At 58.8% G+C, this 25,034-nt stretch carries 38 protein-coding genes; 36 read left to right on the forward strand and 2 right to left on the reverse strand.

Annotated elements, in window-relative coordinates; translation table 11 throughout:
• The 32 genes from AC57B6_RS06940 to dsbD all read left to right on the forward strand — a co-directional run.
• The coding region (locus AC57B6_RS06940) for an EF-Tu C-terminal domain-related protein (RefSeq protein ID WP_462931644.1) at window positions 1–170 on the forward strand (170 nt) is incomplete at its 5' end.
• Between the two features lie 127 nt (window positions 171–297).
• Window positions 298–609 (forward strand): 30S ribosomal protein S10, encoded by a 312-nt coding sequence (gene rpsJ / locus AC57B6_RS06945; protein ID WP_006998489.1) that lies wholly within the window; start codon window positions 298–300, stop codon window positions 607–609.
• A 201-nt stretch (window positions 610–810) separates the two neighbouring features.
• Window positions 811–1,470, forward strand: coding sequence for a 50S ribosomal protein L3 (gene rplC / locus AC57B6_RS06950; RefSeq protein WP_007180137.1), 660 nt, complete (start codon window positions 811–813; stop codon window positions 1,468–1,470).
• Complete coding sequence (rplD, locus tag AC57B6_RS06955) at window positions 1,470–2,090, forward strand: 50S ribosomal protein L4 (protein WP_007180136.1); 621 nt, start codon at window positions 1,470–1,472, stop codon at window positions 2,088–2,090. The genes rplC and rplD overlap by 1 nt, the downstream gene beginning before the upstream one ends.
• On the forward strand, window positions 2,087–2,401 hold the full coding sequence (gene rplW / locus AC57B6_RS06960) for a 50S ribosomal protein L23 (RefSeq protein WP_028199567.1): 315 nt from the start codon (window positions 2,087–2,089) through the stop codon (window positions 2,399–2,401). The genes rplD and rplW overlap by 4 nt, the downstream gene beginning before the upstream one ends.
• Before the next feature lie 2 nt (window positions 2,402–2,403).
• Window positions 2,404–3,231 (forward strand): 50S ribosomal protein L2, encoded by an 828-nt coding sequence (gene rplB, locus AC57B6_RS06965; protein WP_028199568.1) that lies wholly within the window; start codon window positions 2,404–2,406, stop codon window positions 3,229–3,231.
• A 10-nt stretch (window positions 3,232–3,241) separates the two neighbouring features.
• Entirely contained in the window at window positions 3,242–3,517 is a 276-nt protein-coding gene (gene rpsS / locus AC57B6_RS06970) for a 30S ribosomal protein S19 (RefSeq protein ID WP_004199273.1), read from the forward strand.
• Between the two features lie 7 nt (window positions 3,518–3,524).
• Window positions 3,525–3,857, forward strand: coding sequence for a 50S ribosomal protein L22 (gene rplV, locus AC57B6_RS06975; protein ID WP_007180133.1), 333 nt, complete (start codon window positions 3,525–3,527; stop codon window positions 3,855–3,857).
• An 11-nt stretch (window positions 3,858–3,868) separates the two neighbouring features.
• Window positions 3,869–4,675 (forward strand): 30S ribosomal protein S3, encoded by an 807-nt coding sequence (gene rpsC, locus AC57B6_RS06980; protein ID WP_020070582.1) that lies wholly within the window; start codon window positions 3,869–3,871, stop codon window positions 4,673–4,675.
• A gap of 2 nt (window positions 4,676–4,677) precedes the next feature.
• On the forward strand, window positions 4,678–5,094 hold the full coding sequence (gene rplP / locus AC57B6_RS06985; RefSeq protein ID WP_007180131.1) for a 50S ribosomal protein L16: 417 nt from the start codon (window positions 4,678–4,680) through the stop codon (window positions 5,092–5,094).
• Window positions 5,095–5,104: 10 nt separating this feature from the next.
• Window positions 5,105–5,299: a 50S ribosomal protein L29 gene (gene rpmC, locus AC57B6_RS06990; RefSeq protein WP_007180130.1), complete on the forward strand. Its 195-nt coding sequence runs from the start codon at window positions 5,105–5,107 to the stop codon at window positions 5,297–5,299.
• Entirely contained in the window at window positions 5,296–5,568 is a 273-nt protein-coding gene (gene rpsQ, locus AC57B6_RS06995) for a 30S ribosomal protein S17 (protein ID WP_007180129.1), read from the forward strand. The genes rpmC and rpsQ overlap by 4 nt, the downstream gene beginning before the upstream one ends.
• 290 nt (window positions 5,569–5,858) lie before the next feature.
• On the forward strand, window positions 5,859–6,227 hold the full coding sequence (gene rplN, locus AC57B6_RS07000; protein WP_006052212.1) for a 50S ribosomal protein L14: 369 nt from the start codon (window positions 5,859–5,861) through the stop codon (window positions 6,225–6,227).
• 9 nt (window positions 6,228–6,236) lie between these two features.
• Window positions 6,237–6,545: a 50S ribosomal protein L24 gene (rplX, locus tag AC57B6_RS07005; RefSeq protein WP_028199569.1), complete on the forward strand. Its 309-nt coding sequence runs from the start codon at window positions 6,237–6,239 to the stop codon at window positions 6,543–6,545.
• Window positions 6,546–6,562: 17 nt separating this feature from the next.
• Window positions 6,563–7,102 (forward strand): 50S ribosomal protein L5, encoded by a 540-nt coding sequence (gene rplE, locus AC57B6_RS07010; RefSeq protein ID WP_006052214.1) that lies wholly within the window; start codon window positions 6,563–6,565, stop codon window positions 7,100–7,102.
• Between the two features lie 7 nt (window positions 7,103–7,109).
• Window positions 7,110–7,415: a 30S ribosomal protein S14 gene (gene rpsN, locus AC57B6_RS07015; protein ID WP_006052215.1), complete on the forward strand. Its 306-nt coding sequence runs from the start codon at window positions 7,110–7,112 to the stop codon at window positions 7,413–7,415.
• Window positions 7,416–7,429: 14 nt separating this feature from the next.
• Window positions 7,430–7,825, forward strand: a complete 396-nt coding sequence (gene rpsH / locus AC57B6_RS07020; protein ID WP_006052216.1) for a 30S ribosomal protein S8 — start codon at window positions 7,430–7,432, stop codon at window positions 7,823–7,825.
• A gap of 18 nt (window positions 7,826–7,843) precedes the next feature.
• Window positions 7,844–8,374, forward strand: coding sequence for a 50S ribosomal protein L6 (rplF, locus tag AC57B6_RS07025; RefSeq protein ID WP_028199570.1), 531 nt, complete (start codon window positions 7,844–7,846; stop codon window positions 8,372–8,374).
• Between the two features lie 12 nt (window positions 8,375–8,386).
• Window positions 8,387–8,752: a 50S ribosomal protein L18 gene (rplR, locus tag AC57B6_RS07030; RefSeq protein WP_006052218.1), complete on the forward strand. Its 366-nt coding sequence runs from the start codon at window positions 8,387–8,389 to the stop codon at window positions 8,750–8,752.
• A gap of 14 nt (window positions 8,753–8,766) precedes the next feature.
• Entirely contained in the window at window positions 8,767–9,285 is a 519-nt protein-coding gene (gene rpsE, locus AC57B6_RS07035; protein WP_006052219.1) for a 30S ribosomal protein S5, read from the forward strand.
• Window positions 9,286–9,295: 10 nt separating this feature from the next.
• Window positions 9,296–9,478, forward strand: coding sequence for a 50S ribosomal protein L30 (rpmD, locus tag AC57B6_RS07040; RefSeq protein WP_028199571.1), 183 nt, complete (start codon window positions 9,296–9,298; stop codon window positions 9,476–9,478).
• 29 nt (window positions 9,479–9,507) lie between these two features.
• Complete coding sequence (gene rplO, locus AC57B6_RS07045) at window positions 9,508–9,942, forward strand: 50S ribosomal protein L15 (protein ID WP_028199572.1); 435 nt, start codon at window positions 9,508–9,510, stop codon at window positions 9,940–9,942.
• 46 nt (window positions 9,943–9,988) lie between these two features.
• Window positions 9,989–11,335: a preprotein translocase subunit SecY gene (gene secY, locus AC57B6_RS07050; protein ID WP_028199573.1), complete on the forward strand. Its 1,347-nt coding sequence runs from the start codon at window positions 9,989–9,991 to the stop codon at window positions 11,333–11,335.
• An 8-nt stretch (window positions 11,336–11,343) separates the two neighbouring features.
• Window positions 11,344–11,562 carry a translation initiation factor IF-1 gene (gene infA, locus AC57B6_RS07055; RefSeq protein ID WP_004521905.1) on the forward strand — a complete coding sequence of 73 codons (219 nt, stop codon included), beginning with the start codon at window positions 11,344–11,346 and terminating at the stop codon, window positions 11,560–11,562.
• A gap of 20 nt (window positions 11,563–11,582) precedes the next feature.
• Complete coding sequence (gene rpmJ, locus AC57B6_RS07060) at window positions 11,583–11,699, forward strand: 50S ribosomal protein L36 (protein ID WP_004199844.1); 117 nt, start codon at window positions 11,583–11,585, stop codon at window positions 11,697–11,699.
• A 41-nt stretch (window positions 11,700–11,740) separates the two neighbouring features.
• Window positions 11,741–12,106 (forward strand): 30S ribosomal protein S13, encoded by a 366-nt coding sequence (gene rpsM, locus AC57B6_RS07065; protein ID WP_006052223.1) that lies wholly within the window; start codon window positions 11,741–11,743, stop codon window positions 12,104–12,106.
• Window positions 12,107–12,134: 28 nt separating this feature from the next.
• The gene (gene rpsK, locus AC57B6_RS07070) at window positions 12,135–12,539 is read left to right on the forward strand and encodes a 30S ribosomal protein S11 (RefSeq protein WP_006052224.1); all 405 of its coding nucleotides are present in this window, start codon (window positions 12,135–12,137) and stop codon (window positions 12,537–12,539) included.
• A 154-nt stretch (window positions 12,540–12,693) separates the two neighbouring features.
• The gene (gene rpsD, locus AC57B6_RS07075; RefSeq protein WP_028199574.1) at window positions 12,694–13,317 is read left to right on the forward strand and encodes a 30S ribosomal protein S4; all 624 of its coding nucleotides are present in this window, start codon (window positions 12,694–12,696) and stop codon (window positions 13,315–13,317) included.
• Between the two features lie 124 nt (window positions 13,318–13,441).
• Window positions 13,442–14,419, forward strand: coding sequence for a DNA-directed RNA polymerase subunit alpha (locus AC57B6_RS07080; protein ID WP_028199575.1), 978 nt, complete (start codon window positions 13,442–13,444; stop codon window positions 14,417–14,419).
• Between the two features lie 172 nt (window positions 14,420–14,591).
• Window positions 14,592–14,984, forward strand: a complete 393-nt coding sequence (gene rplQ, locus AC57B6_RS07085) for a 50S ribosomal protein L17 (RefSeq protein ID WP_006052227.1) — start codon at window positions 14,592–14,594, stop codon at window positions 14,982–14,984.
• A gap of 184 nt (window positions 14,985–15,168) precedes the next feature.
• Complete coding sequence (gene cutA / locus AC57B6_RS07090) at window positions 15,169–15,501, forward strand: divalent-cation tolerance protein CutA (RefSeq protein WP_028199576.1); 333 nt, start codon at window positions 15,169–15,171, stop codon at window positions 15,499–15,501.
• On the forward strand, window positions 15,494–17,368 hold the full coding sequence (gene dsbD, locus AC57B6_RS07095; RefSeq protein ID WP_144193632.1) for a protein-disulfide reductase DsbD: 1,875 nt from the start codon (window positions 15,494–15,496) through the stop codon (window positions 17,366–17,368). The genes cutA and dsbD overlap by 8 nt, the downstream gene beginning before the upstream one ends.
• 130 nt (window positions 17,369–17,498) lie before the next feature.
• On the opposite strand, the gene hemB is transcribed toward dsbD, so the two are convergent.
• Window positions 17,499–18,497: a porphobilinogen synthase gene (gene hemB / locus AC57B6_RS07100; protein WP_496420916.1), complete on the reverse strand. Its 999-nt coding sequence runs from the start codon at window positions 18,495–18,497 to the stop codon at window positions 17,499–17,501.
• A 249-nt stretch (window positions 18,498–18,746) separates the two neighbouring features.
• Window positions 18,747–19,400, reverse strand: coding sequence for a ribosome biogenesis GTP-binding protein YihA/YsxC (gene yihA, locus AC57B6_RS07105; RefSeq protein WP_496420917.1), 654 nt, complete (start codon window positions 19,398–19,400; stop codon window positions 18,747–18,749).
• 216 nt (window positions 19,401–19,616) lie between these two features.
• On the opposite strand from yihA, the gene AC57B6_RS07110 reads away from it, so the two are divergent.
• The 4 genes from AC57B6_RS07110 (at window position 19,617) to msrP (ending at window position 25,025) form a co-directional block, all read left to right on the forward strand.
• Window positions 19,617–20,270, forward strand: coding sequence for a c-type cytochrome (locus AC57B6_RS07110; protein ID WP_028199580.1), 654 nt, complete (start codon window positions 19,617–19,619; stop codon window positions 20,268–20,270).
• A 116-nt stretch (window positions 20,271–20,386) separates the two neighbouring features.
• A complete protein-coding gene (locus tag AC57B6_RS07115; RefSeq protein WP_496420918.1) occupies window positions 20,387–22,609 on the forward strand; it encodes a cytochrome c biogenesis protein ResB in 2,223 nt (740 codons plus the stop codon).
• 4 nt (window positions 22,610–22,613) lie between these two features.
• Window positions 22,614–23,825, forward strand: a complete 1,212-nt coding sequence (gene ccsB / locus AC57B6_RS07120; RefSeq protein ID WP_028199593.1) for a c-type cytochrome biogenesis protein CcsB — start codon at window positions 22,614–22,616, stop codon at window positions 23,823–23,825.
• A gap of 195 nt (window positions 23,826–24,020) precedes the next feature.
• The gene (msrP, locus tag AC57B6_RS07125; RefSeq protein WP_216751906.1) at window positions 24,021–25,025 is read left to right on the forward strand and encodes a protein-methionine-sulfoxide reductase catalytic subunit MsrP; all 1,005 of its coding nucleotides are present in this window, start codon (window positions 24,021–24,023) and stop codon (window positions 25,023–25,025) included.
• Window positions 25,026–25,034 lie beyond the last annotated feature (9 nt).

A 25,034-nucleotide genomic window follows, 5' to 3' on the forward strand; every position in this document is an offset into this window, starting at 1 on the left:
CGGGCTCGATCGAGTTGCCGAAGGACAAAGAAATGGTCATGCCGGGCGACAACGTGTCGATCACGGTGAAGCTGATCAACCCGATCGCGATGGAAGAAGGTCTGCGCTTCGCAATCCGCGAGGGCGGCCGTACGGTCGGCGCTGGTGTGGTTGCCAAGATTCTCGAGTAAAATCGCGGATTGAACTTGCAGTAAGTGGTGCCCGGAGCCGGGCGCCAGCACCTTAGCAGGTGCCCGGCTCTACGTTCTTTTACTATCTGGCGGCGCAATACCGCCTCGCTCTTTCCAAGGAATTGTCATGCAGAACCAGAAAATCCGCATTCGCCTGAAGGCTTTCGACTATCGCCTGATCGATCAATCGGCAGCTGAAATCGTCGACACGGCAAAGCGGACTGGCGCTATCGTTCGTGGTCCGGTGCCCCTGCCGACCCGCATTCAACGTTTCGACATCCTGCGTTCGCCGCACGTCAACAAGACGTCGCGCGATCAGCTCGAAATCCGTACGCACCAGCGTCTGATGGACATCGTCGATCCGACGGACAAGACCGTTGACGCACTGATGAAGCTGGACCTTCCGGCTGGCGTGGACGTGGAAATCAAGCTGCAATAAGGCTTCTAACGCTTGCCTGGCATGCCGGGCAACGCTAAGTCATTGATTGCTTGCGGAAAACGAAGAGCCTCGCTATAATAGTGGGCTTTTCGCGCATTTGCGCAAAAAAGTCGGTGTGCTGCAGCATGGATTCATGCCCGAAACGGCACCGGCATTTTGTAAATTAGCCCCGACCAATCGCAGTCGGGAATGGAGAAAACGATGAGCCTTGGACTCGTAGGTCGCAAGGTTGGCATGACCCGTATCTTCACGGCAGAAGGGGATTCGATTCCCGTTACCGTGCTGGACGTGTCCGACAACCGCGTGACGCAGATCAAGACTGTTGAAACCGACGGCTATACCGCCGTGCAGGTTGCATTCGGTACGCGCCGTGCATCGCGTGTGACGAAGCCGTTGGCCGGTCATCTCGCCAAAGCCGGTGTTCAAGCCGGTGAAATCCTCAAAGAATTCCAGATCGATGCTGCCAAGGCTGCCGAGTTGTCGAACGGCACCGTGGTCGGTCCCGACCTGTTCGAAGTAGGCCAGAAGGTCGACGTGCAAGGCGTGTCGATCGGTAAGGGCTACGCCGGTACCATCAAGCGTTACAACTTCGCATCCGGCCGTGCATCGCACGGTAACTCGCGCTCGCACAACGTGCCGGGTTCGATCGGTATGGCGCAGGATCCGGGTCGTGTTTTCCCGGGTAAGCGCATGACCGGTCACATGGGTGACGATACGGTAACCGTGCAAAACCTCGAAATCGCTCGTATCGACGCTGACCGCAAGCTGTTGCTGGTCAAGGGCGCCGTTCCGGGTGCGAAGGGTGGCAAGGTATTCGTTACGCCGGCCGTGAAGACGCGTGCCGTGAAAGGAGCGAAATAATGGAACTTAAGCTCCTGAATGCCAATGGTCAGGAAGGTGCAGGCGTTAGCGCGTCGGACGTAGTGTTCGGTCGCGATTACAACGAAGCCCTGATTCACCAGGTCGTGGTGGCGTATCAAGCGAATGCCCGTAGCGGTAACCGCGCGCAGAAGGACCGTGAGCAAGTCAAGCACACGACCAAGAAGCCGTGGCGCCAGAAGGGTACGGGCCGCGCCCGTGCCGGTATGTCGTCGAGCCCGTTGTGGCGCGGCGGTGGCCGGATCTTCCCGAATTCGCCGGAAGAAAACTTTTCGCACAAGGTCAACAAGAAGATGCATCGCGCAGGTCTCTGCTCGATCTTCTCGCAGCTGGCTCGCGAAGGCCGCATCTCGGTGGTCGACGAGCTGACGCTCGAAGCGCCGAAGACGAAGCTGCTGGCCGAAAAATTCAAGGCGATGGGTCTCGACTCCGTGCTGGTGATTACCGACACGGTTGACGAAAACCTGTACCTCGCGTCGCGCAACCTCGCCCATGTGGCGGTTGTCGAGCCGCGTTACGCCGACCCGCTGTCGCTGATCTACTTCAAGAAGATCCTGATCACGAAGGCTGCGGTCGCCCAGATCGAGGAGTTGCTGTCATGAGCGAGATTCGCAAGAACGATCATCGTTTGATGCAGGTCCTGCTCGCGCCGGTGATCTCCGAAAAGGCGACGCTGGTGGCCGACAAGAACGAGCAAGTTGTGTTCGAAGTCGCGCCCGATGCCACGAAGCAGGAAGTGAAAGCTGCAGTCGAGCTGCTGTTCAAGGTGGAAGTCAATTCCGTCAACGTGCTGGTCCAGAAGGGTAAAGCAAAGCGCTTTGGCCGTTTCATGGGCAAGCGTAAAGACGTGAAGAAGGCGTACGTCTGCCTGAAGCCCGGCCAGGAAATCAACTTTGAAGCGGAGGCCAAGTAATCATGGCAATCGTTAAAGTTAAGCCGACTTCGCCGGGTCGCCGTGCGATGGTCAAGGTGGTCAACAAGGATCTGCATAAGGGCAAGCCGTACGCACCGCTGCTCGACTCGCAATCCTCGACCGCCGGCCGTAACAACAACGGCCACATCACTACGCGTCATAAGGGTGGTGGTCACAAGCATCATTACCGCGTCGTCGATTTCCGTCGTAACAAGGACGGCATTCCGGCGAAGGTCGAACGTCTTGAGTACGATCCGAACCGTAGCGCGAACATCGCGCTGGTTCTGTACGCAGACGGCGAGCGCAAGTACATCATCGCTCCGAAGGGTGTGACGGTTGGTCAGCAACTGATGTCGGGTTCGGAAGCTCCGATCCGCGCAGGCAACACGCTGCCGATCCGCAACATTCCGGTCGGTACGACGATTCACTGCATCGAAATGCTGCCGGGCAAGGGCGCGCAAATGGCGCGTTCGGCTGGTACGTCGGCGATGCTGCTGGCTCGTGAAGGCATCTACGCACAGGTCCGCCTGCGCTCGGGTGAAATCCGCCGCGTTCACGTTGAATGCCGCGCGACGATTGGTGAAGTTGGCAACGAAGAGCACAGCCTCCGTCAAATCGGTAAGGCTGGCGCAAACCGCTGGCGCGGTATCCGCCCGACGGTGCGTGGCGTTGCAATGAACCCGGTCGATCACCCGCACGGTGGTGGTGAAGGCAAGACGGCTGCAGGTCGCGATCCGGTGAGCCCGTGGGGCACGCCTGCTAAGGGTTATCGCACCCGCAGCAACAAGCGCACGACGAGCATGATCGTCCAGCGCCGTCACAAGCGTTAAGGAGTAGGCAATGGCACGTTCTGTAAAAAAAGGTCCGTTCTGCGACGCCCATTTGCTGAAGAAAGTTGAGGCGGCTGCAGCTTCGCGGGATAAGAAGCCGATCAAAACCTGGTCGCGCCGTTCGACGATTCTGCCGGATTTCATCGGTCTGACGATTGCTGTGCATAACGGCCGTCAACACGTCCCGGTGTATATCTCGGAAAACATGGTCGGCCACAAGCTTGGCGAGTTTGCATTGACCCGGACGTTCAAGGGTCACGCAGCCGACAAGAAGGCTAAGAAATAAGGGGCTCATGATGGAAGTGAAAGCAATTCATCGCGGTGCCCGCATCTCGGCGCAGAAAACGCGCCTTGTGGCTGACCAGATCCGCGGTTTGCCGGTCGACAAGGCGCTGAACGTTCTGACGTTCTCGCCGAAGAAGGCTGCGGGAATCGTGAAAAAGGTCGTGCTGTCGGCGATCGCGAATGCGGAGCATAACGAAGGCGCCGATATCGATGAGCTCAAGATCACGAGCATCTACATCGACAAGGCTGCGTCGCTCAAGCGTTTCACCGCGCGCGCTAAAGGCCGCGGTAACCGCATCGAGAAGCAATCCTGTCACATCACTGTGACGGTCGGGAATTAAGGGGTCATACGATGGGACAGAAAATTCATCCGACTGGCTTCCGTTTGGCCGTCAGCCGCAATTGGGCGTCGCGTTGGTACGCGAACAACAACAATTTCGCGGCGATGTTGCAGGAAGACATCGGTGTTCGTGAATACCTGAAGAAGAAGCTGAAAAACGCTTCGGTTGGTCGCGTCGTTATCGAGCGTCCGGCAAAAAACGCGCGCATCACGATTTATAGCTCGCGTCCGGGTGTGGTCATCGGTAAGAAGGGCGAGGATATCGAGTTGCTGAAGTCGGAACTGCAACGCCGCATGGGCGTTCCGGTCCACGTCAACATCGAAGAAATCCGCAAGCCGGAAACCGATGCGCAACTGATCGCGGATTCGATCACGCAACAGCTCGAGCGCCGGATTATGTTCCGCCGCGCGATGAAGCGTGCGATGCAAAACGCAATGCGTCTGGGTGCTCAAGGCATCAAGATCATGAGCGCTGGCCGCCTGAACGGTATCGAAATCGCTCGTACGGAATGGTATCGCGAAGGTCGCGTGCCGCTTCATACGCTGCGTGCTGATATCGACTACGCAACTTCGGAAGCGAAGACGACGTACGGCATCATCGGCGTGAAGGTGTGGGTCTACAAGGGCGACACGCTTGGCCGCAATGACGCACCGGTGGTTGAAGAAGTCGCCGAAGAAAAGCGTCCGCGCCGCAACGCACGTCCGGGTGGCGATCGCCGTCCGCGTCGTGATGGTGAAGGTGGTGGCCCGGCAGGTGCACGCCGTGGCGCTCCTCGTCGTGCTGGCGGTGCCGGCGGCGACGGGAAGACTGGAGAATAACGATGCTGCAACCGAAACGCAGAAAGTATCGCAAAGAGCAGAAGGGTCGTAACACCGGTATCGCTACCCGCGGCAACGCGGTGTCGTTCGGTGAGTTCGGCCTGAAGGCTATCGGTCGTGGTCGTTTGACCGCGCGCCAGATTGAAGCGGCACGTCGTGCAATGACGCGTCACATCAAGCGTGGTGGCCGCATCTGGATCCGCATTTTCCCGGACAAGCCGATCTCGCATAAGCCGGCTGAAGTACGGATGGGTAACGGTAAGGGTAACCCTGAGTACTACGTCGCAGAGATTCAACCGGGCAAGATGCTGTACGAAATGGACGGCGTAACCGAAGAGCTGGCACGCGAAGCGTTCCGTCTGGCTGCAGCTAAGCTGCCGCTCAAGACGACGTTTATCGTGCGTCAGCTCGGCGCCTAAGGAGCAAATGATGAAGGCTTCCGAACTTCACCAGAAAGATCAGGCCGCGCTCAACAAGGAGCTGTCGGACCTGTTGAAGGCGCAATTCGGCCTGCGCATGCAACTCGCGACCCAGCAGCTCACGAACACGAGCCAGCTGAAGAAGGTCCGTCGCGACATTGCACGTGTGCGGACCGTCCTGACTGAGAAGGCGAACCAGAAATGAACGATAGCGTAAAAACCTCGCTCAAGCGGACGCTGGTCGGCAAGGTCGTCAGCAACAAGATGGACAAGACGGTCACCGTGCTGGTTGAGCACCGCGTGAAGCACCCGATCTACGGCAAGTACGTTGTGCGTTCGAAGAAGTACCACGCGCACGACGATGCGAACACGTACAACGAGGGTGACCTCGTTGAAATCCAGGAAACGCGTCCGATTTCGAAGACGAAAGCTTGGGTTGTGGCTCGCCTGGTCGAGGCTGCTCGCGTCATCTGACGCCGCGAAGTTGTAGAAGTAATTGAAATCGCAGTAAGTTTCGCTTGCAAGACCGAGATTATTTGTTATAATCTCGGTCTTCCCTCTTTTATGGGAGCCCCGTCGCGGGCGAAGTTGGTGGGGGAAGCGGTTCGGGCGCCAGTCTGTTCCGAAGGATTCACCGGATTGCGATGGCGGGTTTCGTTTGCCGTCGCTGCTGTTCATACCCAAGCAGCCGATTGGCTGACGGGACCAAGACTGACCGGGTACGCCATGGTGGTGTGACCGGATTAAGTTGGGAAAGATAAACCATGATCCAGACCGAAACTCGGCTTGAAGTGGCCGACAACACCGGTGCGCGTGAAGTCATGTGCATCAAGGTTCTCGGCGGCTCGAAGCGTCGTTATGCCAGCATTGGCGACATCATCAAGGTGACCGTCAAAGAAGCAACGCCGCGCGGGCGCGTGAAGAAAGGCGAAATTTACAACGCCGTGGTGGTTCGCACCGCCAAGGGCGTACGTCGTCAAGACGGCTCGCTGATCAAGTTCGACGGCAATGCAGCAGTGCTGTTGAATGCCAAGCTCGAACCTATTGGCACCCGTATTTTCGGGCCTGTTACGCGCGAGTTGCGCAGCGAGCGATTCATGAAGATCGTTTCGCTGGCACCTGAAGTGCTGTAAGGAGTCGCGATGAACAAGATTCGCAAAGGTGACGAAGTTATCGTCATCACCGGCAAAGATAAAGGCAAGCGCGGCGTCGTGCTGTCCGTTGGCGAAGACAAAGTAATTGTCGAGGGTATCAACCTCGTCAAGAAGCACGTCAAGCCGAACCCGATGAAGGGTACGACGGGTGGCGTGGAAGCCAAGACGATGCCGCTGCAAATTTCGAACGTCGCATTGGTCGACGCGAATGGCAAGGCGTCGCGTGTAGGCATCAAGGTCGAGGGAGACAAGAAAGTCCGTTTCCTTAAGACGACCGGTGCCGTGCTGAGCGCCTGACGCTGCGGAGTAAAAAAATGGCTCGTTTGCAAGAGTTTTACAAAGAGAAGGTTGTACCCGGCCTCATCGAGAAGTTCGGTTACAAGTCCGTGATGGAAGTGCCGCGTATCACCAAGATCACCCTGAACATGGGCCTTGGCGAAGCGGTTGCTGACAAGAAGATCATCGAAAACGCCGTTGGCGACCTCACGAAGATCGCAGGCCAGAAGCCGGTGATCACGAAGGCACGCAAGGCAATCGCTGGCTTCAAGATCCGTCAGGGCTATCCGATCGGTGCAATGGTCACGTTGCGTGGTCAGGCAATGTACGAATTTCTGGACCGTTTCGTGACGGTTGCGCTCCCCCGTGTGCGCGACTTCCGTGGCGTGTCGGGTCGTGCGTTCGATGGTCGCGGCAACTACAACATCGGTGTGAAAGAGCAGATCATTTTCCCCGAAATCGACTACGACAAGATCGACGCACTGCGTGGGCTGAACATCAGCATCACGACGACTGCGAAGACCGACGACGAAGCAAAGGCTCTGCTCGCCAGCTTCAAGTTCCCGTTCAGAAACTGAGGTTACCGTGGCTAAACTGGCACTGATCGAACGTGAAAAGAAGCGTGCTCGCCTGGCCGCTAAGTACGCTCCCAAGCGTGCTGAGCTGAAAGCGATCATCGGCGATATGAGCAAGTCGGACGAAGAGCATTACGCAGCACGTCTGGAACTGCAACAACTGCCGCGCAACTCTAACCCGACCCGTAAGCGCAATCGTTGCGCAATTACCGGTCGCCCGCGTGGCACGTTCCGTAAATTCGGGCTGGCGCGTAACAAGATTCGCGAAATCGCGTTCCGCGGCGAGATCCCTGGCCTGACCAAGGCGAGCTGGTAATAGGAGAAACGTAAATGAGCATGAGTGATCCTATCGCCGATATGCTGACTCGCATCCGCAATGCGCAGATGGTTGAGAAGGTTTCGGTGACAATGCCCTCGTCGAAAGTCAAGGTTGCGATTGCGCAGGTCCTGAAGGACGAAGGCTATATCGATGATTTCGCAGTGAAGTCCGAAGGTGCGAAGTCTGAATTGAACATCGTGTTGAAGTACTACGCTGGCCGTCCGGTGATCGAGCGCATTGAACGCGTTTCGAAGCCTGGTCTGCGTGTGTACCGCGGCCGTAACGACATCCCCGTGGTCATGAATGGCCTCGGCGTGGCAATCGTGTCGACGCCGAAGGGCGTGATGACGGACCGCAAGGCGCGTGCAACGGGCGTTGGCGGCGAAGTCATCTGCTACGTCGCTTAAGGCCGAAAGGAGAGAAACATGTCTCGAGTAGGTAAAAGCCCGATCGCGCTGCAAGGCGCAGAAGTGGCCCTGAGCGACGAACGCATTACCGTCAAGGGCCCGCTGGGTACGATTTCGCAGGCTGCAAACAGCCTTGTGAAGGTGGTGAACGACAACGGCACGCTGAAGTTCGAGCCGGTGGACGAAAGCCGCGAAGCGAATGCGATGTCGGGCACGATGCGCGCACTGGTTGCGAACATGGTGAACGGCGTGACGAAGGGTTTCGAGCGCAAGCTGACGCTGGTTGGCGTTGGTTATCGCGCACAGGCGCAAGGCGACAAGCTGAACCTGTCGCTGGGTTTCTCGCACCCCGTGGTGCACCAGATGCCGGAAGGCGTCAAGGCTGAAACCCCGACGCAAACCGAAATCGTGATCAAGGGGATCAATAAACAACAAGTTGGCCAGGTCGCTGCAGAAGTGCGCGGCTATCGCCCGCCGGAGCCCTACAAGGGCAAGGGTGTGCGTTACGCCAATGAGGTTGTGATCCTCAAAGAAACGAAGAAGAAGTAAGGGTGCGCAATCATGGATAAGACTCAATCTCGCCTGCGCCGCGCTCGTCAGACGCGTATCAAGATCGCTGAGCTGCAGGTCGCGCGTCTCGCCGTGCATCGCACGAACACGCACATCTATGCGCAAGTGTTCTCGCCGTGCGGCACCAAGGTGCTCGCCAGCGCGTCGACGCTCGAAGCCGAAGTGCGTGCGCAACTGGCTGATCAGACGGGCAAGGGCGGCAACGTCGCTGCTGCGACCCTGATCGGTAAGCGCATCGCAGAAAAGGCTAAGGCTGCCGGCATCGAATCCGTCGCCTTCGACCGTTCGGGTTTCCGTTACCACGGCCGCGTGAAAGCGCTGGCTGATGCGGCGCGCGAAGCCGGACTCAAGTTCTAAGGGAAGAATTCGTCATGGCAAAGATGCAAGCGAAAGTTCAGGCTGACGAACGCGACGACGGCCTGCGCGAAAAGATGATTTCGGTCAACCGCGTGACCAAGGTTGTGAAGGGCGGCCGGATTCTCGGTTTTGCCGCACTGACCGTGGTTGGCGACGGTGATGGCCGCGTCGGTATGGGCAAGGGCAAGGCGAAGGAAGTGCCGGTCGCTGTTCAGAAGGCGATGGAACAGGCTCGCCGCAACATGTTCAAGGTGCCGCTTAAGAACGGTACCCTGCAACACGAAGTGCACGGTAAGCACGGCGCATCGATGGTCCTCCTGGCTCCGGCCAAGGACGGTACCGGTGTGATCGCTGGCGGCCCGATGCGCGCAGTGTTCGACGTGATGGGCGTGCAGAACGTTGTGGCCAAGAGCCACGGTTCGACGAACCCGTACAACCTCGTTCGTGCAACGCTCGACGGTCTGCGCAAGCAGTCGACGCCGGGTGATATCGCGGCGAAGCGCGGCAAGTCCGTCGAAGATATTCTGGGCTAAGGTGGACACCATGTCTGATAAAACTGTCAAGGTCCAGCTCGTCAAGAGCCTGATCGGCACCCGTGAAACGCACCGTGCAACGGTGCGTGGCCTGGGTCTGCGCCGACTCAATTCGGTTAGCGAGTTGCAGGACACGCCGGCTGTGCGCGGCATGATCAACAAGGTTTCGTACCTCGTTAAGGTCATCGGCTAAGCGGCTGACCAGGACTCAAGGAGTTGATAATGGAATTGAATAACCTGAAGCCGGCTGAAGGCTCGAAGCACGCTAAGCGTCGCGTCGGCCGTGGTATCGGCTCCGGTCTGGGCAAGACTGCTGGCCGTGGTCACAAGGGTCAGAAGTCGCGTTCGGGCGGCTTTCACAAGGTTGGCTTCGAAGGCGGTCAAATGCCGCTGCAACGTCGCCTGCCGAAGCGTGGCTTCACCTCGCTGACGAAGGAATTCGTCGGTGAAGTGCGTCTCTCTGATCTGGAAAAGCTGCCGGTCGATGAAATCGATCTGTTGGCTTTGAAGCAGGCCGGCCTGGTTGGTGACCTGATCAAGAGCGCCAAGATCATCGCGACGGGCGAGCTGAAGCGCAAGATCGTTGTGAAGGGTCTGGGTGCGACGAAGGGTGCGCGCGCTGCTATTGAAGCAGCCGGCGGCTCTTTTGCCGAGTAACGCGCAAGTTATTTGCCGTCACTAGCATTTGCATCGGAGAAGGTACTTGGCTAACAGTCCGAGTCTCGCAAAACCCGGTCGCAGCGCGGCGAAGTTTGGCGATCTGCGTCGGCGTGCAGTGTTCCTGCTGCTGGCGTTGATCGTCTACCGTATCGGCGCGCACATTCCGGTGCCGGGTATTGACCCGGACCAACTGGCAAAGCTGTTCCAAAGCCAGTCGGGCGGCATCCTTGGCATGTTCAACATGTTCTCGGGTGGTGCACTTTCGCGGTTCACGATTTTTGCGCTGGGGATCATGCCGTACATTTCGGCGTCGATCATCATGCAGTTGCTAGCGATTGTCTCGCCGCAGCTGGAAGCGCTGAAAAAGGAAGGGCAGGCTGGACAACGGAAGATTACGCAGTACACGCGTGTCTTTACGGTTCTGCTGGCGACGTTCCAGGCGTTCGGCATTGCCGTCGCACTGGAAAATCAGCCGGGCCTGGTGATTGATCCGGGGATGGTGTTTCGGTTGACGACGGTCGTGACGCTGGTAACCGGCACGATGTTCCTGATGTGGCTGGGTGAGCAGATCACGGAACGCGGGCTTGGTAACGGTATTTCGATCATCATTTTCGGCGGTATTGCGGCCGGCTTCCCGAACGCAATCGGTGGTCTTTTCGAATTGGTGCGAACCGGCTCGATGAGCATCATCTCGGCGATTATCGTGGTCGCGCTGATTGCTGCAGTGACGTATCTGGTTGTGTTCATCGAACGTGGCCAGCGCAAGATTCTTGTGAACTACGCCAAGCGGCAAGTCGGTAACAAGATTTACGGCGGACAGTCTTCGCATCTGCCGCTGAAGTTGAATATGTCGGGCGTGATTCCGCCGATCTTTGCATCGTCGATCATTCTCTTCCCGGCAACTATCCTGAACTGGTTTAGTTCGGGGTCGCGTACCAGCTGGTTCGCAGACACGTTGCACAACGTGGCCGAAGCCCTTAAGCCCGGTCAACCCGTGTACGTGTTGCTGTACGCGTTGGCGATCGTCTTCTTCTGCTTTTTCTACACCGCACTGGTGTTCAACAGCAGGGAAACGGCCGACAACCTGAAAAAGAGTGGCGCTTTCGTCCCAGGCATCCGCCCGGGCGATCAAACAGCGCGATATATCGACCGTATCCTGACGCGTCTTACGCTGGCTGGTGCGATCTACATCGTGTTTGTTTGTCTGCTGCCTGAATTTTTGGTACTGCGCTGGAACGTGCCGTTTTATTTTGGTGGAACGTCGCTGCTGATCATTGTCGTCGTCACAATGGATTTCATGGCGCAGGTGCAGTCGTACGTTATGTCGCAACAGTATGAATCGCTGCTGAAGAAAGCTAACTTCAAAGGCGGCGGCGTCCCGATGCGTTGAAAGGACTTATGGCCAAAGACGATGTTATCCAGATGCAGGGTGAAGTCATCGAAAACCTGCCTAACGCTACCTTTAGGGTGAAGCTGGAAAACGGCCATGTCGTATTGGGACACATATCCGGCAAGATGCGGATGCACTACATCCGAATCCTGCCGGGCGACAAGGTGACGGTTGAATTGACGCCTTACGATCTGTCGCGTGCGCGGATCGTGTTCCGGGCGAAGTGATTTGAAAAAAGGGTAATATCATGAAAGTGATGGCATCGGTTAAGCGCATTTGCCGCAATTGCAAGATCATTAAGCGCAAAGGCGTTGTGCGCGTGATTTGCAGCTCTGATCCGCGCCACAAACAGCGTCAAGGCTGAACGCCGCGCTTTTTGCTGCGCTTTTTGTTTGAGGAAAAACAATGGCTCGTATCGCAGGGGTTAACATCCCGAATCACCAGCATACCGAAATCGGCCTGACGGCAATTTACGGTATCGGCCGCACGCGCTCGCGCGACATTTGCGTCGCTGCTGGTGTGGCATTTTCGAAGAAGGTCAAGGACCTGAACGACGCAGACCTCGAAAAGCTGCGTGAAGAAGTCGGCAAGTTCATCGTTGAAGGCGATCTTCGCCGTGAAACGACGATGAACATCAAGCGCCTGATGGATCTCGGCTGCTACCGTGGCGTGCGTCATCGTAAGGGCTTGCCCCTGCGTGGCCAACGCACGCGTACGAATGCCCGTACGCGCAAGGGTCCGCGTCGTGCAGCGCAATCGCTGAAGAAGTAAGCGGAACTGACAGTTACAGGAAAACGTAATGGCTAAGGCTTCGAACAACTCCGCGGCGCAACGCGTTCGCAAGAAGGTCAAGAAGAACGTCGCCGAGGGCGTGGTTCACGTTCACGCGTCGTTCAACAACACCATCATCACGATCACCGATCGTCAAGGCAATGCACTTGCTTGGGCAACGTCGGGTGGTCAGGGCTTCAAGGGTTCGCGTAAATCGACCCCGTTTGCAGCTCAGGTGGCAGCCGAATCGGCTGGCCGCGTGGCGATGGAATACGGCGTGAAGAACCTCGAAGTGCGGATCAAGGGCCCCGGTCCTGGCCGTGAGTCGGCGGTGCGCGCGTTGCATGGTCTTGGCATCAAGATCACCGCGATCTCCGACGTGACCCCGGTCCCGCACAACGGCTGCCGTCCGCCGAAGCGTCGTCGTATCTAAGACGCTTGTTTCGCTAGCGCCTGTTGCCGCCGGGTTATGTGCCGGCGACGACGGGCTGCTTGCGTTATTGAATTGACTAAGCCCACCGTTCGGCCCAAAGGGTTCGGACTAGCGCGAACGCAAGTTTGCGTGATTAATCACAGAAGGAATCAACGTGGCACGTTATATCGGCCCTAAGGCCAAGCTGTCCCGCCGTGAAGGCACTGACCTCTTCCTGAAGAGCGCCCGTCGTTCGCTCGCTGACAAGTGCAAGCTTGACAGCAAGCCTGGCCAACATGGCCGCACGTCGGGTGCACGTACGTCCGACTACGGTACGCAGCTGCGCGAAAAGCAAAAAGTGAAGCGTATCTATGGTGTTCTCGAGCGCCAATTCCGCCGTTACTTCGCTGAAGCCGACCGCCTGAAGGGCAACACGGGTGAAAACCTGTTGCAATTGCTCGAATCGCGTCTCGACAACGTGGTGTATCGCATGGGCTTCGGTTCGACGCGCGCTGAAGCACGTCAACTCGTGAGCCACAAGGCGATCACGGTGAATGGCGTTGTGTCGAACATCCCGTCGATGCAAGTTAAGGCAGGCGACGTGGTCGCAGTGCGCGAACAAAAGAAGAAGCAGGCGCGTATTGTCGAAGCGCTGTCGTTGGCTGAGCAAGGCGGTCTGCCGAGCTGGGTCGCTGTCGATTCGAAGAAATTTGAAGGCACGTTCAAGTCGAAGCCGGAACGCAGCGACATCGCTGGCGATATCAACGAAAGCCTGATCGTCGAATTGTATTCGCGGTAATCGGATTAACGGCCGGGGCACCCCGATTGCGTTGCGCAAGGGGGCGTCTCGGCTGTTTATTTTCAGGTTGTTACCGGTCAGCCTTATCGGTGTAACGAGCCGAGGGTATTGAAAAGGAAAACCTATGCAAACCAGTTTGTTGAAGCCCAAGATCATCGCAGTTGAATCGCTTGGTGAGAGCCACGCGAAAGTGGTCATGGAACCGTTTGAACGCGGTTATGGCCACACCTTGGGTAACGCGCTTCGGCGCGTGCTGTTGTCGTCGATGGTGGGTTACGCGCCTACCGAAGTGACGATCGCAGGCGTCGTACATGAGTATTCGACGCTCGACGGTGTGCAAGAGGATGTGGTCAACCTGTTGTTGAACCTGAAGGGCGTAGTGTTCAAGCTGCATAACCGTGACGAAGTGACGGTTACGCTGCGCAAGGAAGGCGAAGGCGTTGTCACCGCTGGGGACATCGAACTCGCGCACGATTGCGAAGTGATTAACCCGGATCACGTGATTGCGCACCTGTCGAAGGGCGGCAAGCTCGACGTGCAGATCAAGGTCGAAAAAGGCCGTGGTTATGTGCCGGGCAATGTGCGTCGTTACGGCGAAGAATCGGCCAAGATCATCGGCCGTATCGTGCTGGACGCGTCGTTCTCGCCGGTTCGCCGCGTGAGCTACGCCGTTGAAAGCGCTCGCGTCGAACAGCGTACCGACCTCGACAAGCTCGTGATGAACATCGAGACCAACGGCGTGATCTCGCCGGAAGAAGCGATCCGTCAATCGGCGCGTATTCTGGTTGATCAACTGTCGGTGTTCGCTGCACTGGAAGGTACCGAAGCAACGGCTGAAGCGCCGTCGCGTGCGCCGCAGATCGATCCGATCCTGCTGCGTCCGGTTGATGATCTCGAACTGACGGTTCGTTCCGCGAACTGCCTGAAGGCCGAGAACATTTACTACATCGGCGACCTGATCCAGCGCACGGAAAACGAGTTGCTCAAGACCCCGAATCTGGGTCGCAAGTCGTTGAACGAAATCAAGGAAGTACTGGCGTCGCGTGGTTTGACGCTGGGCATGAAACTCGAAAACTGGCCGCCGGCAGGTTTGGACAAGTAAGTCGAGAAGTCATCCCGGGATAGAACCCGTCGCTGCACTGGCAAAGACGCGGATTTTCCTTTAAAATCCGCGTCTTGTCTTTTTTCACTACCGGCCCGTGCACTCGCAAACCTCCCGGTTCGCCGAGCGCGATAGAAGAGCTGGACCAAAACTTTGAATCAAAGGAATTAACATGCGTCACCGTCATGGTCTGCGGAAACTGAACCGCACGAGCAGCCACCGTCTGGCAATGCTCCGTAATATGTCCAACTCGTTGATCGAGCACGAAGTCATCAAGACGACGCTGCCGAAGGCGAAAGAACTCCGTAAAGTCGTCGAGCCGCTGATCACGCTCGGCAAGAAGCCGTCGCTGGCAAATCGTCGTCTGGCGTTCAACCGCCTGCGCGATCGTGACTCGGTCACGAAGCTGTTCGAAGTCCTCGGCCCGCGTTACGCTACCCGTCCGGGCGGCTACCTGCGCGTCCTGAAGTTTGGCTTCCGCGTCGGCGACAACGCACCGATGGCACTGGTCGAATTGCTGGACCGTCCGGAAGTCGAAGAAGTTGAAGTGCAAGAAGCTGAGTAAGCTTTCTTGGCATCAAAAAAAAGCCAGGCGCCAAGCCTGGCTTTTTTGTTTGTGGCGACGAATTTCATCACAAACCGTAGATTGCGGCGGCCAAATGCCGCATACCTGCGGCGGGAGCGTCTGCGGGATCGCAAGGCTAGGTGATACGATATCGGCACCTGAATCGTGCCTGTCCGGAGCCTTTGTGAGCGTGAATGTAACCTTGATTCTGACGACGGTACCCGATGCCACCGTTGCTCAGAAGCTCGCCGCGGATGTGCTGGCCGCACGCTTGTGCGCGTGCGTCACGCAGTTGGGGACGGTTCAGTCCAGTTACCACTGGCAGGGCTCGATCGAAGCGGCGCAGGAGATTCAGTTGCTGTTCAAGACGAGCAACGCACGCGCGCTGGAACTCGAGCAGTACATTCAGGCGCACCATCCCTACGACACGCCGGAAATCCTCTCGTGGCAAGCTACGGCATCGGCCGCTTACGGCCAGTGGCTCACCGCCGAAACTCAACGTCCTCTCCATGTTTAACGGTTCCGCCCGAGTTGCGCGCAATGCGCTGCGCACGTTCCTTGTTCTGCTTGGCTGTCTGATATTCACGCAGTTCGGCACGCTTGCCCACGCCGCAGACGATTTCCTCGATCCCGCCGTCGCCTTCAAGTTCAGCGCGACCGAGAAGCCCGGTGAAGTCGACGTCACCTATAAGATTGCGGACGGTTACTACATGTACCGCGAGCGCTTCGCCTTCGCGACCCGCAATGGCGCGGCGACGATCGGCGAACCGCAATTGCCGGCTGGCCACGTCAAGTTCGATGAGACTTTCAACAAGAACGTTGAAACCTATCGAAACGAACTGACGATCCGTATCCCGGTGAAACAGGCGGCAGGGCCGTTCGACCTCGCTGTCACGTCGCAGGGCTGCGCCGATGCCGGTATCTGCTACCCGCCGATGGAGCGTGTGTATCACGTGAGCGGCGAGGCGTTGCAGCCGTCCGGGAGCGGCGCGGCGGCAGCCTCCCCGCAGCCGTCCGCGGCAGCCGGCGCGTCATGGTATGAGCGCGCCACCAGCGCTGACTATGCACAATCGCTGCTGCAAGGCGGCGGTTTTTTCGCAATCATCGGGCTCTATTTCGTGGCCGGCGTCGTGCTTAGTTTGCTGCCGTGCTCGTATCCGATGATTCCAATCCTGTCCGCGATCATCATCGGCGAAGGCGCAAGAGTGACGCGGGCGCGCGGTTTTGCTTTGTCGCTGGCATATGTGATCGGCATGGCGCTCGTGTACACAGCGCTCGGCATTGCCGCCGCGCTGGTTGGACAGAGCCTCGGTGCCTGGCTGCAGAACCCCTGGGTACTCGGTACGTTCGGCGTATTGCTGACAGTCTTCGCGCTGACCCTGATCGCGGGCTTCGACATCGCCTTGCCGCAGCGCTGGCAGGACGGCGTCTCGCGCGCATCGAGCGGACGTTCTGGCGGCAAGTTTGCAGCGGTGGCCGTAATGGGCGCGCTGTCCGCGCTAGTGGTCGGCGCCTGCATGACCGCGCCGCTATTCGCGGTACTGGCCTTCATCGCGCATACGGGCGACGCTTTGCTCGGCGGAGCGGCCCTGTTCTCGATGGGACTTGGGCTCGGTGTGCCCCTGTTGATCATCGGTCTCGGTGCCGGCACGTTGCTGCCGCGCGCAGGCGCGTGGATGAACGGGGTCAAAGTGTTTTTCGGCGTGGTCCTGCTTGCCGCGGCTTTGTGGATCGTCTGGCCGGTACTCGGCGCGACTGCGACGATGCTGTTGAGCGCGCTGTGGCTGCTGATCGCCGCAGCCGGACTTGGTCTTTTCTCGGCACCCGTAGCGGGGGCGTCCGTGTGGCGCCGGCTCGGCCGGGGTATCGGTGCGGCGCTGGCAATCTGGGCGGCGGTGTTGCTGGTTGGCCTCGCGGCAGGTTCGGCCGATCCGTTGCGTCCGCTCGCCGTTCTTGCCGCGCGCGGCGGTGGGCAAGGCAACACCGCAGGCGTGTCCGGTGCCCCGAATGCGGGCTCACAGAGCGATCTGACGTTCGCTCCGGTTCGTTCCTCGGCCGAACTCGACGAGGCCGTCAAAACGGCTGCACAGCCCGCTATGCTTGATTTTTACGCAGACTGGTGCGTGAGCTGCAAGGAGATGGAGAAGTTGACGTTTAGCGATTCGCGTGTCCAGGCGAAGTTGAAGCAGATGAATCTGCTGCGCGCCGACGTCACCGCGAATAACGCCGACGATCAGACGCTGCTCAAGCGTTTCAGCCTTTTCGGGCCGCCGGGCATCATCTTCTTCGATCAGGGCGGCAAGGAAGTGCTGCGCGTCGTCGGATACGAGTCTGCGGACAAGTTCTTGCGCAGTCTCGATCGCGTGAGTGCGTCCGGCGCCTAGCCGCCGCGGCGCGGTTCAACCGCGCGGGTCTGCATAAGGAAACGGAGGCTGGACTGAAAAGTCCGCCTCCGTTTCTTATCAAGCGTTCAGATTAGCGCCGCCCGCGAGACCGGCGTGTCATCGAATCAGATTACTTCTGTGCGCGCAAAATTCGCGCGGCATCCAGTGCGAAGTAGGTCAGCACGCCATCCGCGCCAGCCCGCTTGAACGCCAGCAGCGATTCCATCATCGCCTTGTCGTGATCGAGCCAGCCGTTCTGCGCGGCGGCTTTCAACATCGCGTATTCGCCGCTGACCTGGTACACGTAAGTCGGGAACTTGAATTCGTCCTTCACGCGACGCACGATGTCCAGATACGGCATGCCGGGCTTGACCATCACCATGTCCGCGCCTTCCTCGATGTCTGCCTGCACTTCGCGCAGCGCTTCGTTCGAGTTGGCCGGGTCAATCTGGTAAGTCATCTTGTTGCCCTTACCGAGGTTCGCCGCGGAACCGACGGCATCGCGGAACGGGCCGTAAAACGCCGAAGCGAATTTAGCCGCATAAGCCATGATGCGCGTGTGGATATAGTCCTCGCTCTCGAGCATTTCGCGGATCGCGCCTATGCGCCCGTCCATCATGTCCGAGGGCGCAACGATATCGACACCCGCTTCAGCTTGCGCACGCGCCTGGTCTACGAGGATTTCGACGGTTTCGTCGTTGATCACATAGCCGGCTTCGTCGAGCACGCCATCCTGGCCGTGGCTCGTATACGGATCGAGCGCGACGTCGGTCAGCACGCCGAGCTCAGGGAAGTTCTTTTTCAGTTCGCGAACCGCGCGCGGGATCAAACCGGCGGGATTCGTCGCTTCGCGGCCATCGGGCGTCTTCAGGGAAGGCTCGATTGCCGGAAAGAGCGACAGCACCGGTACGCCCAACTCGACGCATTGCTCGGCGACACCCATCAGCAGATCCACCGACACGCGCTCGACGCCCGGCATCGACGGTACGGCTTGCCGCACGTTGGTGCCTTCGACGACAAACACGGGATAGATCAGATCGTTCGTGGTCAGGATATTTTCTCGCATCAGACGGCGCGAGAAGTCGTCACGGCGCATGCGGCGCGGACGGCAGTGCGGGTAGAAGCTCATAAACGAATCGAAGAAACGTGGATGTGTGGAGTGGACAAGTAGCGCCTGCCTCCGCTGCCGGAAACTTTTCGAGACAATGGTATATCATACCGATCGAGCAAGGCGCCCTGCGCTGACCTCCCCGCTTCTCCTCCCTGAGCGGGTGCCTGTCGTTTTTCGATTAGGCTGTTTGACCCGCCGTTAAAGCGGCGGGTTTTTTTATGGGCGGCCGAAAAGGCGTGTTTTCGCGCGCCGGGACGGCCGTTGCGCTTACTGTTGTGCGTCCGCTTCGCCTTTTGCGTTGGGGATTAGCCAACTTTCGATCAGTTCGTGCGCTTCGTCGATGCCGACGCGTTTGAGGGCCGAGAAGAGTTGCGCGGTCAATTCGCCCTGGTAGCCGGCGGTACGATATTCAGCCAAACCTTTCTGCGTCGCGCGCAACGCGTTGATGCTTTCTTGGCGCGTCAATTTGTCGCACTTCGTCAGCAATGTGTGGATCGGCTTGCCGGTCGGCGCGAACCACTCGATCATGCGCCGGTCCAGATCCGTCAACGGGCGGCGCGAATCCATCATCAGGATCATGCCGCGCAGTTGCGAGCGCGATTGCAGGTAGGTGGAGAGCAGCGCCTCCCAGTGGGCTTTGGCCGCGCCCGGCACCTCCGCGTAACCGTAGCCCGGCAGGTCGACCAGGTGTGCGATCGGCTCGTCCGCCTTGCCCACCGAGAAATAATTGATGTGCTGGGTGCGCCCAGGGGTCTTACTGGCGAACGCGAGGCGCTTCTGATTGCACAGAATATTGATGGCCGTGGATTTGCCCGCATTTGAGCGTCCCGCAAAGCAGATCTCGGGCTGCGCGGTGGCCGGCAGGTCACGTAAGTGATTGACGGTCGTGAAAAAGCGGGATTGGTGGAGCAGGAAGGACATGATCAGGCCAGGATTCGAGACGCCGGGGAACCCGGAGTGGGGACGGGTCAAGCCCGACTGGCGTCTTAGCGATTAGCGAGTTATTGTACAATACGATGGTTTACTGAAAACCTGAGGGGGCCAGCCAGCGTGCCTTGGCGGCTCTTAGCGGTCACTCAGTCGCTGTCGTATCTTGCAAAACCTCTAAAATCCCACAAGACGAGACAGGGTGTGCGAATGAATCGACTGTGCAAGAGTCTGATGGTGCTTCAAGTAGCAGCGGGTCTTTCAGGTTTGGCAATTCAGGCACGAGCAGCAGATCCGGCAAAGCCGGACGTCAATCGGGGGCAGGCAATCGCGGTGCAGGTTTGCGCGTCATGCCACGGTGCAGACGGCAACAGTGCTGGCGGTGCGTATCCCAAGCTGGCGGGCCAACATCCCGAGTATCTCGTCAAGCAGTTGAAGGATTTCAAAACACAACCTGGCGCCAAGCAGCCCGCGCGCAACAATGCAATCATGGCGGGCATGGCTGCAGCGCTGTCCGATCAGGACATGGTCAACGTGGCTGCCTATTTTTCGACGCAGACCCCGAAGCCAGGTTACGCGCATAACAAAGATACCGTTCCGCTCGGTCAGAAGATTTATCGCGGTGGCATAGCGGATAAGGGCGTGCCGGCCTGCGCGAGCTGTCACGGGCCGACCGGTCAGGGGATTCCGTCGCAGTATCCGCGGCTGTCGGGGCAATGGGCCGAATACACGGTGGCGCAGTTGATGGCGTTCACTCAAGGTCCGGGCGCACGTAACAACAATGAGGCGATGCATGCAGTCGCGTCGCGTCTGTCGGACAGCGAAATCAAGGCTGTAGCCGATTACATCGCGGGCTTGCACTAGGAAGTCCGCACGCAAGTGCAACCGGCCCGACGAGGCCGGTACAAAACAAGAAAAGGGTGAGGGCGTCGTGTCTACGACAGCCGTTCACCCTTTTTTGCTGTTCAGTCGGAGTATGAATGAGCGTCACCACGTCGGGTTTGCAGTCGAAGTCGGGCAATCGCATCGCGCGCAGCATCATCGAGGTCTTGAGTTCGATGCGTTTCGCGATTGCGCTGCTTGTGATTCTGTCGATCGCCAGCATCATCGGTACCGTCCTCACGCAGGACGATCCCTATCCCAACTACGTTAATCAGTTCGGCCCATTCTGGGCGGACATCTTCCGCTCGCTGAGCCTGTACACGGTGTACAGCTCGTGGTGGTTCATGCTGATTCTCGGTTTCCTGATGGTATCGGTGTCGCTGTGCGTGATCCGCAATGCCCCAAAGATGGTCGCAGACGCGAAGAGCTGGAAGGACAAGGTCCGCGAAGGCAGCCTGCGCGCGTTCCATCACAAGGGCGAGTTCGCGGTGCACGGCTCGCGCGCGCAGACCGCCGCGGTGCTCGCCAGCCTCTCGGGCAAGCTCGGCTACAAGTTCGTCACGCGTGAATCGGACGGTGCCACGCTGATCGCGGCCAAGCGCGGCGCGCTGACCAAGTTCGGTTACATCTCCGCGCATATCGCGATCGTGGTGATCTGCCTGGGCGGTCTGCTCGATAGCAATCTGCCGATCAAGCTGCAAATGTGGCTGTTCAACAAGTCGCCGATCAACGCCAACACGGTGATCAACGATATCCCGCCGGAACACCGTCTATCGCAATCGAACCCGACGTTCCGCGGTTACGCGTGGGTGCCGGAAGGCCAGCATGTGTCCACGGCGATTCTGAACCAGCCGAACGGCTCCCTGATTCAAGACCTGCCGTTTTCGATCGAACTGAACAAGTTCATCGTCGACTATTACTCCACCGGCATGCCGAAGCTGTTCGCGAGCGATATTGTCGTGGTCGACCACAAGACGGGCGCGCGCGTGCCGGCGCGTGTCGAGGTGAACAAGCCGTTCACTTACGACGGCGTGTCGATTTACCAGTCGAGCTTCCAGGATGGCGGCTCGCAGATGCAGATGACCGCTTACCCGATGTCCGGCGCGAGCGCGAAAACCGCGCCGTTCGGCGGCACGATCGGCGGCAATGCGCCGTTGAGCGCGGCCACGCCGCTGGCCGACGGGCAAACCGTCGAATTCACCGATTTCCGTGCAATCAACGTCGAAAATGTATCGAACGGCAGCGGCCAGACCGACGCCCGTGGCGTTGCCGCGCATCGCACGCTGAAGGAGGCGTTCGACGAACGCCTCGGCTCCGGCGCCAAGACCTCGAAGCCACTCGATCTGCATAACGTAGGCCCGTCGGTGCAGTACAAGGTGCGTGACAAGGACGGTCAGGCGCGCGAGTACAACAACTACATGCTGCCGGTCGACGTTGCGGGCGAAAAGATGTTCCTCGCCGGCATGCGCCTGAATCCGGACGACCCATTCCGCTACCTGCGCATTCCCGCCGACACCGGCGGTACCGTCAAGGAATGGATGAACCTGCGCGCCACGCTCGAAAATCCGGCCATGCGCGCCGCTGCTGCTCACCGTTTCGCACTGCGTTCCGTGCCGGGTTCAAATACCGAACTGCAGCAGCATCTGGAAGAAAGCGCGCTACGTGTCCTGACCCTGTTTGCGGGGGCGGACAACAGCATCAAGATGCCGAACGGCCAGACGGTCGGCGGCTTCCAGGCGGTCGCCGGGTTCATCGACCATTCGGTGCCGAAGGGCGAGCAGGAAAAGGCCGCCGGCCTGCTGCTGCGCATGCTGGAAGGCGCGACGTGGGACCTGTGGCAACTGTCGCGTGAGCAACTGGGCGAGCCGGACGCCGTGGCCAATGCAGACGCCAGCCGCTTCATCCAGAGCTCGATCAACGCGATATCTGACAGCTTTTTGTATGGATCGCCGGTCTATTTACAGCTTGACTCATTCAAGCAGGTGCAAGCTTCGGTATTTCAGTTGACGCGCGCGCCGGGCAAAAAAGTCGTGTATCTTGGCAGCCTGCTCCTCGTGTTGGGCATCTTTTCGATGTTCTACGTCCGCGAACGGCGTCTGTGGTTCTGGCTCAAAGATACTGATCACGGCACGAATGTCGTGATGGCGATGTCGAGCGCGCGCAAAACGCTCGATTTCGAAAAGGAGTTCGTCCAGACGCGCGACGCTGTCGGCGCCGCGTTGGGTGCCAAACTCGTTGAAACATCCGACGCCGCCGGCGCTTCCGACAAACCCGGCAATGCCGGCGCGCCGTCCGCACGCTCACAAGATTCGACTCGGTAAGATCATGGACTTGACTCAGGTTTCCTCTTCCTCCTCTTCAGCCTCGCGGCCGCAGAAAGCGTTCGCGAGCGAGGCGCTCAACGTCGCGCAGTATGACGAGCGGCCGTTTCTGAAACGGCTCGGTGTCGTCGACTGGCTGTTCGCCGCGTTGATGGTCGCGGGCGCGGGCTTCGCGTTGGCGCGCTATTACCCGTTCATGAATTACTACGACAAACTGGTGCTGTGCTGCGCCGTGCCGGTGTTCATCGTGCTGGGCTGGCGCTGGAAGCCCGTCCGTCCGCTGATGGTGGGCATCGCCGCGCTCTCGTTGCTGGCGATCCAGATCTACCACGGCGATCTCAGCCGCGCGGATAACGAGTTCTTCCTCAAGTATTTCCTGTCGAGCCAGTCCGCGATTCTGTGGATGAGCGCGCTCTTCGTGTTCGCGACCGTTTTCTACTGGATCGGCTTGCTGTCGCGTTCGCCGACCGGTGCGGCGATCGGTTCGAAAATGACGTGGGCTGCCGTGGTGATGGGCTTCGTCGGCCTGATGGTGCGCTGGTACGAGTCGTATCTGATCGGCGCGGATGTCGGTCATATTCCAATCTCGAACCTGTACGAAGTATTCGTGCTGTTCAGCCTGATCACGGCATTGTTCTACCTGTACTACGAGCAGCACTACAACACGCGTGCGCTCGGTGCATTCGTGCTGCTGGTGATCAGCGCGGCGGTCGGTTTCCTGATGTGGTACTCGGTCGCTCGTGACGCACAGCAGATTCAACCGCTCGTGCCGGCGCTGCAGAGCTGGTGGATGAAGATTCACGTGCCGGCTAACTTCATCGGTTACGGCAGCTTCGCGCTGTCGGCCATGGTCGGCGTCGCGTATCTGGCGAAGGAGCGCGGTATGCTGGCAGACCGCCTGCCGCCGCTCGATGTGCTCGACGATCTGATGTACAAGTCGATTGCCGTCGGCTTCGCGTTCTTCACGATCGCGACGATCCTCGGCGCGCTGTGGGCCGCAGAGGCATGGGGCGGTTACTGGAGCTGGGACCCGAAGGAAACGTGGGCGCTGATCGTCTGGTTGAACTACGCGGCGTGGCTGCATATGCGCCTGATGAAGGGCCTGCGCGGCGCGGTGGCGGCATGGTGGGCGCTGACCGGCCTGCTGGTGACGACCTTCGCGTTCCTCGGCGTCAATATGTTCCTGTCGGGGCTGCATAGCTACGGCAAGCTGTAATATCCGCCGTTCTGGAGCGACTAAGAACCGCCGCGTGTTTCGCACCGGCGGTTTTTTTATGTGCAACGGAATATTCTCTGCATCCAGGGTGTTCGTTACAGCAGTACCTGGGAATGCTGGCGAATGGCCGAACGAGCCGATCATCAATATGGCCCCGTAAGATAGACAAGCGATGGGCCGGCAAGGAGCAGCACGATGTGGATCAAGCGAAGCGACAGAACGCAACTTATCGGCGATGACATCGCGCGTAGTGAAATCACGCCGCAACGGGTCTTCGAGAATCGGCGGCGTATTTTGCAGACGGCCGGTGCGGCGGGTGCATTAGCGCTCGGCAGCCTGATCGGCGTGAACGGTGAAGCGCTGGCGGCATATTCGTCACCGGATCCGAAGGCGCAGAAGCTCGCGGCGAAGACCAACGCGAAATTCGTCGCGCTCGACAAGATCACGCCGTACAAGGACATCACCACGTATAACAACTACTACGAGTTCGGCACCGACAAGTCGGATCCGGCGCAGAACGCCGGTACGTTGCGGCCGCGTCCGTGGAAGGTGAGCGTCGAGGGCGAAATCAAGAACCCGAAGGTGTACGACATCGACGAATTGCTGAAGCTCGCGCCGCTCGAGGAGCGTGTGTACCGGCTTCGTTGTGTCGAAGGCTGGTCGATGGTGATTCCGTGGATCGGTGTGCCGCTCTCGGAGCTGATCAAGCGTGTGCAGCCGACCGGCAATGCGAAGTATGTGCAATTCATCACGCTTGCCGATCCGTCGCAAATGCCCGGTCTGTCGACGCCGGTGCTCGACTGGCCGTACTCCGAAGGTCTGCGGATGGACGAGGCGATGAATCCGCTGACGCTGCTGACCATGGGCCTCTACGGACAGGTGCTGCCGAATCAGAATGGCGCGCCGATCCGGGTAGTGGTGCCGTGGAAATACGGCTTCAAGAGCGCGAAGTCGTTGGTGAAGATCCGTTTTCTCGACAAGCAGCCGCCGACCAGCTGGAATACGTATGCGTCAAACGAGTACGGTTTCTATTCGAACGTGAATCCGAACGTGGATCATCCGCGCTGGAGTCAGGCTACCGAGCGGCGCATCGGCGAAGACGGTTTCTTTACGCCCAAGCGCAAGACGTTGATGTTCAACGGCTACGGCGATCAGGTCGCATCGCTGTATCAGGGCATGGACCTGAAAAAGAACTTTTGAGCGGTGTGA

It is taken from the genome of Paraburkholderia sp. BGA-UO-ETr-F12, from assembly GCF_059567945.1.